We start from the raw sequence: 15,043 nt of genomic DNA on the forward strand, positions 1-15,043 counted from the left end.
TCAAGCTCCTTTCCTTTTACTTGTCTTTATAACCATTTCTAACAATTTATCCTTAATCCATACCACTTCTTTGCCCAAAAACCTTTCCGCATTCAATTTAACAAGGATGGCTACAAAAGCTAGAAATAGGAGTCCTGATAAGAGAATCCTCAATACAGACGGTAAAGAAACGACTATTGTAAACCAATCCACTAACAAAACACTTAAAATTGCTACCACACCTAAAAGAATTCCCGGAACATGGGATTGCACAATGTCTTTAACTGATAAATTGATAAAATTCATACTTAGATTCGTCATTAAGCAATAATTAATAATAATAGCGCATAGCACTCCTAATGATACACCAACAATACCCCAACGTTGTCCAATCCAAGCACCGCAAAACACCGCCAGAGCATATATGATTTGTCTCCAGGCTCTACGATACACCGCTCCCGTTGCCCGCACCAAAGAATCACTTATTTTATAACCAGTTCGAAAAACAAGACCAACAGCTAATACTTGTAATGCAGGAACCAAACTTAACCATTTATTTCCGAATAGTAAAATAACAATATCTTTTGATAATAAACAAATAAAGATACCAACTGGGATTGTAAAAAAGGCAACCGCGGTGATCCCAATGCGATATGCCTGGGACAACTGATCCTGCTTTTTCTGAATGCGGGCCATTGCTGGAAATAGTACTTTATCCATTACCTGGCCGAATAGATTTGCCGGCATTATCATTAGCTGATAGGCACGTCCATATAATCCCAAAGCGTTTGGGCCAAGCCATCTACCAACAACAAGATTATCCGCCTGTAACGCAAACTGATTACTTAACCGAGCAATTGTAAATCCCCCACCAAAGAAAAACAGCTCTTTAATGGAGTTCCAATGAAGTTGCGGTTTCATATTGTGTCTTTCCAAAGTAACTAATAAGACGGTCTTAATAAGATTTTGACCTATCTGCGCATAAACTAATGCCCAATAACCCAAATCAATCATCGCACATAGGACTCCTATAATCCCATATACTATATATGAAATGACCTCGATACTAGCAAACAATCTAAATTTCAATTTACGTTGCACTAGTGATTCGGCAACTGTTGAAAAACCTTTGATCAAAAAAATTAAGGACATAACCTGTAAAACAATTTTCAATTTACCCATGTTAAAAAAAACGGCTATAATCGACGAACCGAAGTATAAAAGAGCTGCAAAGAAAATACTTAAAAAAATTGTTAGGGTAAAACCCGTTCGTATATGCGATTCATTTAATTTTGGACGCTGGATTAAAGCTGGACCAACACCAATCATTGAGAAAACTGTTGTAAACGTAATAACAACGGTTGCAGCATTCACTATCCCGAAATCAGATGGTGATAGCAACCTAGCTAAAACAATCATAACAACAAATTGTAATATCGCTTGTGAGCCCTTTCCTGAGAACATCCAAAATAGACCCTTTAAGGTTTTATCAGTTAACGATGAATTTCTTTGGGTCACTATAATACACACCTTTATCCAAAAAAGTTACTTTTCATACTATATCAATTGTAAACAAACTAAATATTGCTTATAAGAACTAGTTATTTAGTTTTTTACCATTTAATATTTGCCGCAGCAAACAAAAGATCAATTTATTTTCGGGAAAAATATATCCCGGCAAAAAAAGAACAGTTAAAATGTGAATATTGCCATTGTAATGAAACACCTCTGACATAAAATTGAGCCACTAGTGACATCATTTTGAGCCGCCTCTGACATTGAGAGAGCCGGGACCTTTGACATGCGACTTAATATGCAATGAGCGGTCTTTTCTCAGAGAAGTGGTCATGGCAGGCTTTCGAGCTCACAGCAGCCTTTCTTGCGTAAAAACTATGACCACAATAGCAATAGTAAGACTTTGATATAATCTCCATCTTCCCCCTGCTCTACACTCACGTGCGGCTTTCATCGCATACGGCATTCCATCTTAACTATGTTGTATTAGTCAATAAGTTCCAAATTGCTCATTTTACAAAGTTTATTTACTCTGGTCTATCTTAGACAAACAGAGACGGAGCATTTTTAAAGAGTAATAATCGTCTTATCCTGGGTTGCATGAACTAACTTATGGATTTCCTTGTGTAGAATAAATAAATTGTTAAAGCCATCATTTCCTACTAGACTTAGTGGTATTTTGTGATGACAATGAACTTCATTTGCGAAAAGAAAATTGCCTGTTACTTCATATTTGTCCACCTTCATACTATACCTGCTTAGTCTATTATCCATGTATTCTATGCTTCTATCTGAAACCGTGGATTTCATTAATTTTGTTAGTTCAGTCTGTACGTCACCTTTAATTTTGTTATAAATGTTTGCCTTCCCTTATGGGTGAAAGGCGTTATTGTATGGCTGAAATTCATATTGTTTGATGTACGTAACTTCATATTTCGTAAAGCTATCATTTCTCTAGCATGCAGGAGTATCAGAGAGATAGTTTTAAGAAAACATGATTTCCATCATTCCTATCTTAAAAATAACAGTTAGACTTTAATTACAGTCCTCACATTTCACGCCTTTAGTCATTTATTGTAAAACGGTACGTACGAGGCCACGTGTCTAGACTCCACACGTGAATAGCAAAATAACATCAATAATTAATAACACCTATTATTTGGATGAATTTAGGGTTTAGATTTATTTGATAGGCGGCTCAAAACATGGCATGCGTAGCCTCTTTATCAAAATGTATACCTAAACCTTTTTGATGGAAACTATAGCATTTTAAATATAGTTTCATACAAAGTTTCACAGTTTTGCTTGACTTGATTTTTCATATCTATTTCAATTTGGGAAATTGTTCTAGATTCCGCCAACCATTTACGAACGTTTGTAAAGGTTCTATTCTGTATTCTAAGGTTGTTTATCAGATCTTTTTTTTCCATTCTATCAAATCTACCTTGATTAATTTCTCTCTTAATCACTCTTTGGCTAGATATTTCTTCATTGGATATACAACTAACACATAGATAATTAAATTTTTCACCCAATGTATAAAATATCTTTTTTAATTTATTTTTTTCCCTCAAATGATCCAAATGTGCTACTGAGACAATAGCCTGTATAATCCCTTGATCTATAACTAATACTGTTTTTTTACTTTTATTACATGCCTCTGCGTACGCAACATAATATAGACATATATTCTTAACATGCTTAAGTCTACGAAGTCGAAACGACTTAAAGGAAATAAAAAAACAAAAGAGATAAAGTAAAAGTAATATCTTACCATCTTTTAGCAGTTTTATTATGGCCTTTGCTTTCCCTATTTTATATTTCTTTATCAAATCACTTAAATTCTCTACATTAATCCCTGCCTCTTCCAGCTTTTTTGTTAAACAATTGGAGGTTGTTGTTTTACCACTCCCAGGTAATCCATTAAATTCTACTATTAGTGGATACTTATCTTTTTCCATATTTCTCTTTTCACCTCCAACAACTCATTTTGATAAGGCTGGGTGGCATCAATATTATAAACCGTGGATCTTTCAAATACTAAATTATCGGTAATCTCAGCTTTAGCTTTAATTTCATCTAAATCATGATCGGGCTTCCTACTAATTGAAACGCTAGGGGGTAATTTTAATTTAAAAACAATAGTTGGTGAATAGACGATCGCCTTTTCTAAAATCTTTTTTTCTCTTCTAGCCAATCTTTTAATAATCGGAAGGCCTAAATAGTTTTGGTATTTCACCACAATTTTAGGGCCATCGTATATTCCCTCGTACTGCATTTGAGGAAAACGATCAAGTATTGCGATGCCTCCTCTTTTTTGATAATCGTTAATTTTTTTAAGAGTTTTTAACTTGTTTTTAGCAATTCTGACCAACTCATATGAATATGAAACGATGGAAATATATCTGACAATATTAATCTTTTTGGACTTTTTCTCTTTTATTTCATCCGTATTATTTCCATCTTCTTGAGATTTGTTCGGTTGCTTACGTATTTTGTTTACACATTTTAGTAATATCTTGAATAAACTATTATATTGATCCCCACTACCTAGATAAAACTTTTTAGATTCTATTTTCCAAGATAGCCATTTTTCAATTTCATTACTTAAGGTACTTTTTCCGGACCCATCTGCACCAATAAAACAAACAGAAAACCCATTATTACTTACCATCTTTTTGAGGATAAACGTTTTTGAAAAGTATAAGTTCAAAACTTTTTTCATCTTAATTGTATATCTGAAATATTTATGCTTTAAAAAAGCTTGTACCTTGTTCATTTTTTTACAATTCTTCAGTTCCTTCCGTACAATTTTTCGAAGGGAAATTAAGTCCTGTTTTGTTGGTACTTCTTTGTTGATTAAATTGAAAATTGCCTCCCCATGTGTGTTAAATAAGTATGAACAGAGCCCTTTTACCTTTTCGGAATCAATTCTTTGCTTTAAATAGGCAATTTCTTTAAAATAATCACCTGAGATTAGTAATTCTTTATTTCGAGCGGCCTTAAGAACTATTCTAGTATATAAAATTATTATTTCTAAATTTGGAGATACAACGCAAACATTTGTCTTTTTATCCATAATACGAGTATCCAAGGCTAAATTACTCCATGGAAAAATGTATTCCTTTACATGTTTTGTTCCGGTTATTAATTCATAATGTAAATGAATATGAATGAGCTTTCCAGTTTGTTCATCGAACCCCAACCACTCACCTACATTGGTATATCTTGAACCAGCTTGTGAAATAAATCTTCTATAACCTACATCTTTAAGTATACTTTCACATCTTACCTTATCATTAATTGAAACCAAAACATCGACATCAGTAACCCCATTTAGGCCATCAAGCAAATGTTCGTTACTCTTCCAATGACAATACTTAACATTTTTTTTATTCCATTCATCAAATATTTTTTTTGCAATTGTTAACACAGTTATTTCTCCTTCAATTAAAATCTCCTATGAGGACATTAGTTTCTGACCCTTAATTATCTCCTGACTCTTGACCCCTTTACAATAATGTAAACTACAAAAAGTAATTAAAAAGCCAAAAGCTATCATAGAATTAAAATTATAAAAGTGAATAACACCCATTCCTAAAACTATTAGCACTAACATTAATCCGAAAAATAGCTTAGCTTCCTTTGACACATTACTGTTACTCTTATTCGATAATATTAGAGTTTTTATAGTTAAACTTATATAGGGTATAAAGTATATTATTGCCCCTAGAAGTCCTGTTGAGACTAAAACCTCAATATAAGTATTATGCGAATAACTTCCAGTATAAAAATAAGCCTTAAAATTATCCAGCCCATAACCTATAATCGGTTTTTCTTTGAATAACTGAATACCATAATTAATCATTATTTCCCTTGTATCCTTTGTACCACCTTCTGAAATATCCTTCACCCTCAACATTAAATTTGAATATAGAAATTCATTCACAATGAAAGAGATAGCTAAAACTGCAATAGCCAATAAAAATATTTTATAGAAAATGTGAGTGTTTTTTAATTCCTTTATGCTATCTTTACCTACAACTACAATCCAAAAGAATAATAGAACAAAAAGACAAAGAAAGCCATTTCTCGATGCCGTTAATAATATGATATATATAAACAAAAATATAGCACTTAATTGAACGAGAGAAATCACCTTTCTATTAAGATTCAATTGAAATAATACACAAAATACTCCCAATACCATCGTTATTGCTGTAGTATTGGGATTCATTGAGATGCTCATAGATATTCGATTACTAAAAACGTAAACTCCCCAAAATTTAGTAGTTAATGCACAAACTATTGCTAACAAGATATAAGCATTTATAATAAAATTTATTCTCTTTTCCCGTAATGAAATATATACCATAGCGAAAATAAGCATAAGATACTGTATATAGGTAATTATGGAGTCAAATAAATATCCTGTATTAATAGCCACATAAACCCCAATCCCTAATGATAACATTGCGAAAATCATCCATATTAAAATCTCGAAAGTTATTACTTGTATAATTGATTTTTTGTAAAGTAACGAATGAAAAAGTAAGAAAGCGATCATTACAGCCCCTAAAAGTAAAGTTAGATGTGGAACACCCTCAAATACCCATTGGAACCATCCCATATAAAATAATATAAATATAAAAAATAACTTACCTAAAGGAAGGAATACTGTATCTCCCTTTGTTTTTTGGTTAAACTGCTCGTTAACACGCTTCAATTTATCACTCATAACCTAATCCTCATCCTAGCTTTTTGCTTCCATCCATTTTAATATTTTTTTAGCTCTTTCTTCTATATTTAATTCCTTCCCCTGTTCCAATGATTTGTCACTTAGAAGCATTCTTGTCCTTTCTGAATTCATCAATTTAATTATTGCGTTTTCTATTTCAGCTGTATTTTCGGGGTTTATTAAAATAGCATTATCATTCGAAAGTATATCATAATTAAACTCTTTATCCGAACTTACTATAGGTAGACCGCACGCCATGGCTTCAATAATTGCATTACAAGAACCTTCATTAAGCGTCGGTAAAACAAATATATCAGCGGCACTTAAAAACCAAGGCATTAATTCAGGTGATACATTTCCATTGTAAACAATGTTAGGAGATTTGGGGATTAGATTCCCACTCCCAGCATAAGCAACATAAGCTCCTGGGATATTACTGATAGCTTCATCTAATCTAAGTACACCTTTTCTATGATTAAAATGTCCAACAAAGGCAACAATAAATTTTTCTTTGTCCCATCCCATTTTTTTACGCGCTTCAGCTTTATCCCGCTTATAAAAATGCTTATTGTTAATCGAGTTAGGAAAAACATCTATTTTATCTTCATTTGAAATCTTATATTTTAATAGGTCTTGTTTATTTTTTTCTGATACAGATATAAAACCATTGATTGATGCTAATTCCCGTCTAGACCTATTTATACCAATTGTTTTAATGGACCACGGCTCGCTTTCTCCATACGCTACAAAAGCAGGTATCCCGGTTTTTTTGGAGAGTCTTGCTGCCATTATCCCAGCCGGACTAATAAAATGTCCATAAAAAGCATCAGGTTCCCAACCGATTTTATTTAATAAAGAAACTGCACTTTTTGTATAAAGCAATGCAGAGAGGTAGGCTGTATTCCACCGACCTATATTCTTTGCCCCAAGCGTTATACTTTTTGGGCGATATACCTTAACCGAATTGGCATCGTTCACTACATCAATTCTTTCTGATTCATATAATTCCTTTTCATAATTAATTGGAAAAGGGTATATAACTCTACATTCTATACCCATATCTGCAAATTGATGTATTAAATGCTGATAAAACACTGCGGATTTAGGTTTCTTATGCGTAGGATATTCTCCAGCTAAAAAGCAGATTTTGTTAATTCCCATTACTGCACCTTTCCTTGCTTTAACTTAGAATTTAAAACCATAACATGACTTCCTGTATTTTCTGTTAACCAAATAACCAAAGTATTTTAATAGTGTTATAATATTTATACGTTCCTTCATTATTAATTTAATTGCCTCAAATAGTCTTTTTTCATATATATATAACTTTATCAATTCAAGGTACTTAGATAAGTAAATTTTTCTCCCCTCTTTTTTTGGAAATTCATTTATCTTATCTTTGAAGGTTGCCGAAAAGTGATTAATGCATTCTTTATACTTGGTGGAATTAGCCATATTTGATCTATCCTCCAAATGAACATTGAGGAGATACGAATTTATAGCTGAAATTTTTCCTTTTTCAGCAACTCTAATTAGAAATTCTAAATCTTGCATTCTATTAAATGACTCATCAAATCCATTAATATCCTTTACGATTTTACTACGTACGAATAAGTTTGATCCTGAATTGAAAAACAACTCATTCTTAAAGACTTCCAAATAAATATTTCCTGATTTAACATCGGTAGATTTATCAATTAACTTACCATCTATAAATCGATTAATTAATGTATAACAAGCAACCCATGAATCATCCAATTTCTCCATGCACTCAACTTGCTTTTCAATTTTCTTTGGCAAAAATTCATCATCATCATCCAAAAAGGTAATGTAATCTCCTACAGAGTTAAAAATCCCAGTATTCCTAGCCGAGGAACCATTTTTATTTACTTTATGTTTAACGTATTTAATTTTTTGATCATTAATTTGATTCATTAATTCTTCAGTTTCAATTCTATATTCGTCGCCATCATTATTGTCATCAACCACTATAAGTTCGATATTTTTATAGGTCTGGTTAAGAACACTATTAATGGCCCTCAATAAATACTTAGGTCTTTTATAGGTCGGCATTATTACTGACACTTTTGGATTGCGTTTCATAATAAGTACTCCTATCCACAATTGAGGTATAAATTTCTGCCATTTTCTCTTTAATAATTCCTTTGTCAAATTGCTTTACTTTTTCCAAATTATTGTTACCCATATATCGACTCAATTTATCGACCCTAATTAGTTTTTCTATGCTATGTGTAAAACCATTTACGTTGTCCGGTTCAATTAAATATCCGTTTTTACCATCTTCAATTAAGTCTGTATTTCCCCTAATTGATGAACAAACCACTGGCAATCCCGCTGCCATAGCTTCCATTGTAGAAACAGGTAGACCCTCTTGATAGGAAGGAAATACAAACAAGTCCGAGACCATACATATTTCAGGAATATCATTTCTATATCCCAGGAATCTCACCTTTGATTCAAGACCAAGAGACCTAGTTAGCCCGCTCAAATAGCTTTCCAATTCACCCTTGCCACATATTAGGTATATGAAGTTTAAATCATTAATCTTCGCAAGTGCCTTCAAGACAGTTTCATGGTTTTTTCTCTTTATCATCTCACCAATTGAAAGAAGGACTACTGCATCATTGGATATTCCCAATTCCTTACGCTTTTTGCCTTTATTTAAAGCCATATTATTAAATTTATTAGTGTCAATACCAATACCCGGAACGCGTACGACTTTCTTTGCTTTAAATTTTTTGGCCGCTCCATAGTCCTCCTCGTTAATCGTTATAAGAACCTCAGTGTACCTTGATAAAAATTTCTCGACAGGATAATAAAAAAGCCAATTAGTAATGGGGGCACCTTTATAAAAATGAAATCCATGAGCAGTATATATAACAGAAGAAATTCCTAGAGATCTAGCTGCTAGTCTAGCCAATACCCCTCCCATGGGAGAGTGACAATGTATTGCATCAAAGTCTTCCGATTTCATGATTCTTTTTAACTGCTTATACGCCTTAATATTTTTTAACGAAAATGGAGATCGCTGAATATCAAATGGGTGTCTGATAATATCTAATGCATCTAACCGTTCGTTTGCATCACTAAAATTTGCTGCCGCATGAATCTCATATCCTAATGACTTCAAGACTTCTATATTCCCTTGTTCAAACAGATAAAACTGTCTACTCACAGTTGAAACAATTAAAATTTTTTTCATTTACTTCTAACCTCAATCAAATTTATAAATTCCATAGATGGTAAACCTGATGACAGCCTGTCTGTTTACATCCAACTTTATGATAAAAATTTATTGCACCCCTATTTCGCACTTGGGTACCAACTTGAATTTTATGAATATCTTTAGCCTTTGCAGAATACTCTACTGACTTGAACAAACTCGTTCCAATACCTTTTTTAGCAAAATGTTGAGAGACAGCGATAAGTTCTATCACACAGGAACCGCTGGAATAAGAGTGTAATAAAAAACCATTTATTTCACCATTATCGTCTTTAGATAGCGCATAGTATTTATCGGGATTATTGAATGAATTTATAATCCATTGACGATATACTTGATTTCCACCACGTTCCTCAAAATTAGGATCCTCTGTAAACTTTGAAAACTGGAAATTTGCAATTTCAATCACTTGCTCATTTCTTTTTAAAGACTGAAGAATAGTAACGTTTTGTGGCGTTTCCCATTCATTTTTAACTTCTTTTACAAACTGAATGTTTACATCAGCTAAAAATGCGGATGTATCTTTTCCTATAATTTGTGCATTAGCAGGTTCAGAGTTTTGATTAACAATTGATATAAATTGATACTTCTTCAGTTTAGTTTGTAATTCATCCCACTCATTTAACGATAGTGGCCTATTTAGAATAGTCTTAGCGCAAGTGACTCCAAAAAAATCAGTATCCCATTTTAACTCATGGAAGGTTACCGCATTTTCTGTATTGTTCTCCTCCATAGATACTTCATCCCTTTCACATTCACGTGCCAGTTTTCTTATTTGGGTCAGTATTATTATCCGTTACAAATACATCTTCACGTCTCAAGACAGTTATTGCCGTTTTAAAGAATATCTTAATATCAAACCAACAAGATAAGTGATCAATATAGTAAATATCATTTTGAATTCTATTTTTCCATGGTAGGGTATTTCTATAATAAGCTTGATTATACCCTGTTACACCTGGCCTGATTTCTAGCTTCCGTGCTTCATTTCCCTCATATAATCTGCGGTGTTCAGGCAAATCAGGTCTAGGACCGATGATACTCATATCGCCTTTAATAATATTTAACAGCTGCGGTGACTCATCCAGACTTGTCTTTCGAATAAACTTCCCTATCCTAGTTAATCTAGGGTCACCTTCTGCATTAAAAGTTGAACCATCTTCGTTTCGAAGGTCAGGAGCATTTACCTTCATAGAGCGGAATTTATACATCTTAAATATTTTTCCGTTCTTTCCTAACCTTGGAGCATTATAGAAGACCGGACCTTTGTCTTGGAAGTGAATTATTGGTCCAATAATTATTAGGATAACAAACCAAAATGGTAGGGCAAATAATGATAGAATTAAATCAAATATTCTTTTAAAGAAATTCTTATACATTCAGTCATCCCGCCTTAACAATGTCTATTACCCTTATAAAATTGTCAATCACATATTCCACATCCCCATCACTCAACAAAGTATGAAGTGGAAGTGTAATTTCATTAACATATTGATTGTAGGCATTTGGATAATCTTCAATATCAAACTCCAAATTCCTATACGCTGTAAACATAGGTAAAGGCTTATAATGAACGTTACATGTAACACCCACCTCAGCCATTTTAACAATTATTTCATTTCTTTCTGCTTCACTAATCCCTGGAATCCTTAATAAATAAAGATGACCGGAGGAAGCAAAATCTTCACCGTAATGTTGCAAGCTTTGAACACCTAATGGTAAAAGAGTATTATCATACTTCTCGACAATTTTTTTACGCCTTTCTAACAATCCCTCATACCTATTAAGCTGTACCATACCAAAACTAGCCATAATATCCGTCATATTGCACTTGTATGCCGGATAGACGATATCGTATTCCCATGCACCTTTTTTAGACTTGGCAAGTGCATCTTTTGACTGACCATGAAGGCTATATAGCATAAATTGTTTATAAAGCCATTCATCAACCAATCCAAGGTCTTTGTTCCATACAACTGCACCGCCTTCTGCAGTCGTTAAGTTTTTAACAGCATGGAAAGAGAAGCAAGTAAAATCTGCAACCTGCCCACATTTTCTTCCTTTTCTCTCTGCTCCGAATGCATGAGCACCATCGGCCATCACTATGACCCTATTAAATGAATCCTGAAGTTCATTATTAGCTTTGAATAGGTGCTGCTTACTTTTTACTACATCAAATATCGTATCGTAATCACACATTTTCCCGGCTATATCAACAGGTATAATAACTTTAGTTTTCTCAGTTATCGTATCCGCAAGTTGTAAATAATCCATTTCAAAAGAATTAGGCGCAGTATCTACTAGAACAATTTTTGCTCCCACATGTTCTATAACCGATGCAGACGCTGTATAAGTATATGCTGATGTAATTACCTCATCTCCTGGACCTACCCCTAGAATACGAAGAGTGAGTTCCATAGCGGATGTAGCAGAATTTAAGCAAACAGCTGTATTAGTACCAATATATTCTGCGATTCTCTTTTCAAATTCTTTGGTTTTTGGCCCCGTTGTTACCCAACCAGATTTTATTGTTTTTATAACTTCCTCAATTTCTCTATCTGTTATATCTGGAGGAGAAAATGATATATTTCTAAAACTGGTTTCAATCGTCATATTACTTTCCTCGCTTTATTTCAGATAAAATATTTATTTGCTCGGTATTGAACTGGATTATCTTTAACCCAATTAACTGCCAAACAACTAAATAATCTTCGGAAAGACCATTTCTATCTACAATGAATAGTAGGGAAACAGAATAACCTTTCCTACTATTGCACTATGCTTTTAATGTCATTTTACCTATCTTCTTAGCTAGATAATCATACAACTCATCCCGAATCTCCTCATTCTCCAAAGCGAGGTCTACCGTTGTTTTCACAAAACCCAACTTCTCACCAACATCATACCGCTTGCCTTCAAAGTCATACGCGTATACGTGTTGCTGCTGATTCAAATGCTGAATCGCATCGGTCAACTGGATCTCGCCACCAGCACCCGTTTCCTGCTTATCCAGGAATTCGAATATTTCTGGTGTCAATATGTAACGACCCATGATTGCCAGATTAGAAGGCGCAGTTCCTTGTTTTGGCTTTTCCACAAAGTGATTGACTTGATAACGTCGACCTTCAATCGTACTTGGATCAACAATGCCGTAACGATGGGTTTCCTCCGCCGGCACTTGCTGTACGCCAACCACGGAGCTTTGTATTTCTTCAAACTGTTGAATGAGCTGTTTCAAACACGGTGTTTCTGCCTGAACAATATCATCACCTAAAAGTACAGCAAATGGCTCATCACCAATAAATTTCCGAGCACACCATACTGCATGACCTAACCCTTTTGGCTCTTTTTGCCGAATATAATGAATATCGACCTTGGACGGTTGCTTAACCTTTTCCAGTAGATCAAACTTCTCCTTTTTCATCAAATTATCTTCCAACTCGAAGTTATTATCAAAATGATCTTCAATCGCACGTTTACCTTTACCCGTGACAATGATAATGTCCTCGATTCCGGATGCTATTGCTTCTTCAATAATATATTGAATCGTTGGCTTATCAACAATGGGTAACATTTCTTTTGGCATTGCTTTGGTTGCGGGCAGGAATCTTGTTCCCAGACCTGCAGCTGGAATAATTGCCTTTTTCACTGTTTTCAATACGATGACCCCCCATGGATAGAATTCCGTTATTTATATTATTCTATTTATCATATAACCTTGTGTTAAATATCATTCTTTATTTAGGAAGATTCATGAACCGCCATTAACGTGTGTTTCGTATGCGCGATCCGTAACAATTCCTCTTTCAGATCAACAGCCGGGTATGCTTCAAACTGTTCAATGAATGATCGAAAAAGTCTGGCGTCCACGGCACTTGTCCGTCCCACATAAATCTTCTCATACACTTCCCCAGGATGAACGTCCTTGTCGCTAAGCAGTTCTTCATACATCTTCTCACCAGGGCGAATGCCTGTGAACTTGATTGGAATTTCTTCTTCGGTGTATCCGGATAGTTTGATCAAATTCCGTGCTAAATCAACAATTTTCACGGGGTCGCCCATATCCAGGACAAAGATTTCGCCACCCTTTGCCAGTGTCCCCGCTTGAATCACCAAACGGGAGGCTTCTGGAATGGTCATAAAGTATCGGGTGATGTCTGGATGTGTCACTGTAATTGGTCCACCGTGTTCAATTTGTTTTTTAAACAACGGAATCACACTGCCACGGCTGCCGAGGACATTGCCAAAGCGGACGGCAACAAATTTCGTCTTGCTTCGGGTCGCCATATCCTGAACAACCATTTCCGCAACCCGCTTCGTTGCCCCCATGACATTAGTCGGGTTGACGGCTTTATCAGTTGATACCATCACAAATGTTTGAACGCCAAATGTATCAGCTGCTTCTGCGACATTTTTTGTGCCGATGACATTGTTTTTCACCGCTTCATGCGGATTATATTCCATCATCGGTACATGCTTATGGGCTGCGGCATGGTAGATAAACGTTGGCTGATGGGCTTCAACAATGTCAAAGATGCGCTGGCGGTCCTGGACGTCACCAATAATCGGGACAATCTCGGTTTCGGTCTCCCCATGGACTTCTTTTAGTTCCATATCAATCGAATAAATGCTGAATTCTCCATGACCCACAAGTAGGATTTTACCGGGACTAAACCGCATCAACTGACGGCAAATTTCCGAACCAATCGATCCGCCCGCTCCAGTGACCATGACCGTATTACCGGTAACATATTCCGAGATCGCATCAATATCAAGCTTGACTGGCTCGCGACCCAATAAATCCTCAACCTCAACATTTTTCAGATGACTGACCGATACTTTTCCCGTCATTAAATCCTCAATTTTCGGGATCATTTGCACCTTGGTATTGGTTTTATTACATTCAACCACAATTTTCTCGAGTGCGCCATTATGTAACGATGGAATCGCGATTACAATATGTTCGATCGCCATATCTTTTACGAGTCGCTGAATATCTTTTACAACACCGGCAACTGGCAGATTAAATAATTGCATTTTTTGCTTGGACGGATCATCATCGACAAACGCAACCGGCAATAATTCCGCATTGTTCTGGTCATTTTTTAACTGACGGACAATCATTGCACCCGCTGACCCGGCGCCAACAATCAACGTCCGCTTCTTATTCGTATTAGTTGCTATGTATCTGTCACGGAACACGCGCCATATAAATCGCGACCCACCGATTAAAATAATGTGCAACAACCATGTCACAAGCAACGCTCTTTTATAAATTTGAAAATCATTTACTAAATATTGCACGATTCCTGCCGATATAATAGAGAGAGTAATTGCTTTAACAATCGCTTTTAATTCGCCGACACTGGCATAGGCCCATACTTTGTTATATAGCTTATAAACAAATGCAAAGACATGATGAAAGATTAATAGTGCAACCGCGCTAATAATGAGTGCAGGCATATCCAATATGTCAAGCGTTGGATAAACAATCCATGCCGCCACAAAGATCGCAAACGACACAATAATCGAGTCGAGCAGGATCAGCAGGGTCATTCGTGTACGAT

13 protein-coding genes are annotated in these 15,043 nt (G+C 35.0%); all 13 read right to left on the reverse strand.

Annotation, left to right across the window (positions count from 1 at the left end; translation table 11 throughout):
* Entirely contained in the window at nucleotides 1-1,497 is a 1,497-nt protein-coding gene (locus ACPYKA_RS04635; RefSeq protein WP_479541215.1) for a lipopolysaccharide biosynthesis protein, read from the reverse strand.
* Between the two features lie 564 nt (nucleotides 1,498-2,061).
* Entirely contained in the window at nucleotides 2,062-2,241 is a 180-nt protein-coding gene (locus ACPYKA_RS04640; RefSeq protein ID WP_479541216.1) for an HNH endonuclease signature motif containing protein, read from the reverse strand.
* Between the two features lie 512 nt (nucleotides 2,242-2,753).
* Nucleotides 2,754-3,455 (reverse strand): hypothetical protein, encoded by a 702-nt coding sequence (locus tag ACPYKA_RS04645; RefSeq protein WP_479541217.1) that lies wholly within the window; start codon nucleotides 3,453-3,455, stop codon nucleotides 2,754-2,756.
* The gene (locus tag ACPYKA_RS04650; RefSeq protein WP_479541218.1) at nucleotides 3,431-4,927 is read right to left on the reverse strand and encodes a hypothetical protein; all 1,497 of its coding nucleotides are present in this window, start codon (nucleotides 4,925-4,927) and stop codon (nucleotides 3,431-3,433) included. Before ACPYKA_RS04650 ends, ACPYKA_RS04645 begins: the two co-directional genes overlap by 25 nt.
* A 27-nt stretch (nucleotides 4,928-4,954) precedes the next feature.
* Nucleotides 4,955-6,232 carry an O-antigen ligase family protein gene (locus ACPYKA_RS04655; protein ID WP_479541219.1) on the reverse strand — a complete coding sequence of 426 codons (1,278 nt, stop codon included), beginning with the start codon at nucleotides 6,230-6,232 and terminating at the stop codon, nucleotides 4,955-4,957.
* A 15-nt stretch (nucleotides 6,233-6,247) separates the two neighbouring features.
* The gene (locus ACPYKA_RS04660; RefSeq protein WP_479541220.1) at nucleotides 6,248-7,393 is read right to left on the reverse strand and encodes a glycosyltransferase family 4 protein; all 1,146 of its coding nucleotides are present in this window, start codon (nucleotides 7,391-7,393) and stop codon (nucleotides 6,248-6,250) included.
* A 24-nt stretch (nucleotides 7,394-7,417) separates the two neighbouring features.
* The gene (locus ACPYKA_RS04665; protein ID WP_479541221.1) at nucleotides 7,418-8,335 is read right to left on the reverse strand and encodes a glycosyltransferase family 2 protein; all 918 of its coding nucleotides are present in this window, start codon (nucleotides 8,333-8,335) and stop codon (nucleotides 7,418-7,420) included.
* Entirely contained in the window at nucleotides 8,292-9,455 is a 1,164-nt protein-coding gene (locus ACPYKA_RS04670) for a glycosyltransferase family 4 protein (RefSeq protein WP_479541222.1), read from the reverse strand. The genes ACPYKA_RS04665 and ACPYKA_RS04670 overlap by 44 nt, the downstream gene beginning before the upstream one ends.
* A gap of 22 nt (nucleotides 9,456-9,477) precedes the next feature.
* The gene (locus tag ACPYKA_RS04675) at nucleotides 9,478-10,209 is read right to left on the reverse strand and encodes a GNAT family N-acetyltransferase (RefSeq protein WP_479541223.1); all 732 of its coding nucleotides are present in this window, start codon (nucleotides 10,207-10,209) and stop codon (nucleotides 9,478-9,480) included.
* Between the two features lie 22 nt (nucleotides 10,210-10,231).
* Nucleotides 10,232-10,855 carry a sugar transferase gene (locus tag ACPYKA_RS04680; protein ID WP_479541224.1) on the reverse strand — a complete coding sequence of 208 codons (624 nt, stop codon included), beginning with the start codon at nucleotides 10,853-10,855 and terminating at the stop codon, nucleotides 10,232-10,234.
* Nucleotides 10,856-10,859: 4 nt separating this feature from the next.
* The gene (locus ACPYKA_RS04685) at nucleotides 10,860-12,089 is read right to left on the reverse strand and encodes a DegT/DnrJ/EryC1/StrS family aminotransferase (RefSeq protein WP_479541225.1); all 1,230 of its coding nucleotides are present in this window, start codon (nucleotides 12,087-12,089) and stop codon (nucleotides 10,860-10,862) included.
* A gap of 163 nt (nucleotides 12,090-12,252) precedes the next feature.
* Nucleotides 12,253-13,134 (reverse strand): UTP--glucose-1-phosphate uridylyltransferase GalU, encoded by an 882-nt coding sequence (gene galU, locus ACPYKA_RS04690; RefSeq protein ID WP_479541226.1) that lies wholly within the window; start codon nucleotides 13,132-13,134, stop codon nucleotides 12,253-12,255.
* 83 nt (nucleotides 13,135-13,217) lie between these two features.
* A partial coding sequence (locus tag ACPYKA_RS04695) for a polysaccharide biosynthesis protein (protein WP_479541227.1) occupies nucleotides 13,218-15,043 on the reverse strand: 1,826 nt, incomplete at its 5' end.

This window comes from Pseudogracilibacillus amylolyticus (SeqCode) (assembly GCF_051918545.1).
Classification (GTDB): domain Bacteria; phylum Bacillota; class Bacilli; order Bacillales; family Amphibacillaceae; genus Pseudogracilibacillus.

Excerpts from the sequence above, each read along its gene's own strand:
- ACPYKA_RS04685 (WP_479541225.1), bottom strand. The coding sequence starts at position 12,089 with ATGACGATTGAAACCAGTTTTAGAAATATATCATTTTCTCCTCCAGAT.
- ACPYKA_RS04665 (WP_479541221.1), bottom strand. The coding sequence starts at position 8,335 with ATGAAACGCAATCCAAAAGTGTCAGTAATAATGCCGACCTATAAAAGA.
- ACPYKA_RS04680 (WP_479541224.1), bottom strand. The coding sequence starts at position 10,855 with ATGTATAAGAATTTCTTTAAAAGAATATTTGATTTAATTCTATCATTA.
- ACPYKA_RS04670 (WP_479541222.1), bottom strand. The coding sequence starts at position 9,455 with ATGAAAAAAATTTTAATTGTTTCAACTGTGAGTAGACAGTTTTATCTG.
- ACPYKA_RS04645 (WP_479541217.1), bottom strand. The coding sequence starts at position 3,455 with ATGGAAAAAGATAAGTATCCACTAATAGTAGAATTTAATGGATTACCT.
- ACPYKA_RS04640 (WP_479541216.1), bottom strand. The coding sequence starts at position 2,241 with ATGAAGGTGGACAAATATGAAGTAACAGGCAATTTTCTTTTCGCAAAT.
- ACPYKA_RS04660 (WP_479541220.1), bottom strand. The coding sequence starts at position 7,393 with ATGGGAATTAACAAAATCTGCTTTTTAGCTGGAGAATATCCTACGCAT.
- ACPYKA_RS04655 (WP_479541219.1), bottom strand. The coding sequence starts at position 6,232 with ATGAGTGATAAATTGAAGCGTGTTAACGAGCAGTTTAACCAAAAAACA.
- ACPYKA_RS04675 (WP_479541223.1), bottom strand. The coding sequence starts at position 10,209 with ATGGAGGAGAACAATACAGAAAATGCGGTAACCTTCCATGAGTTAAAA.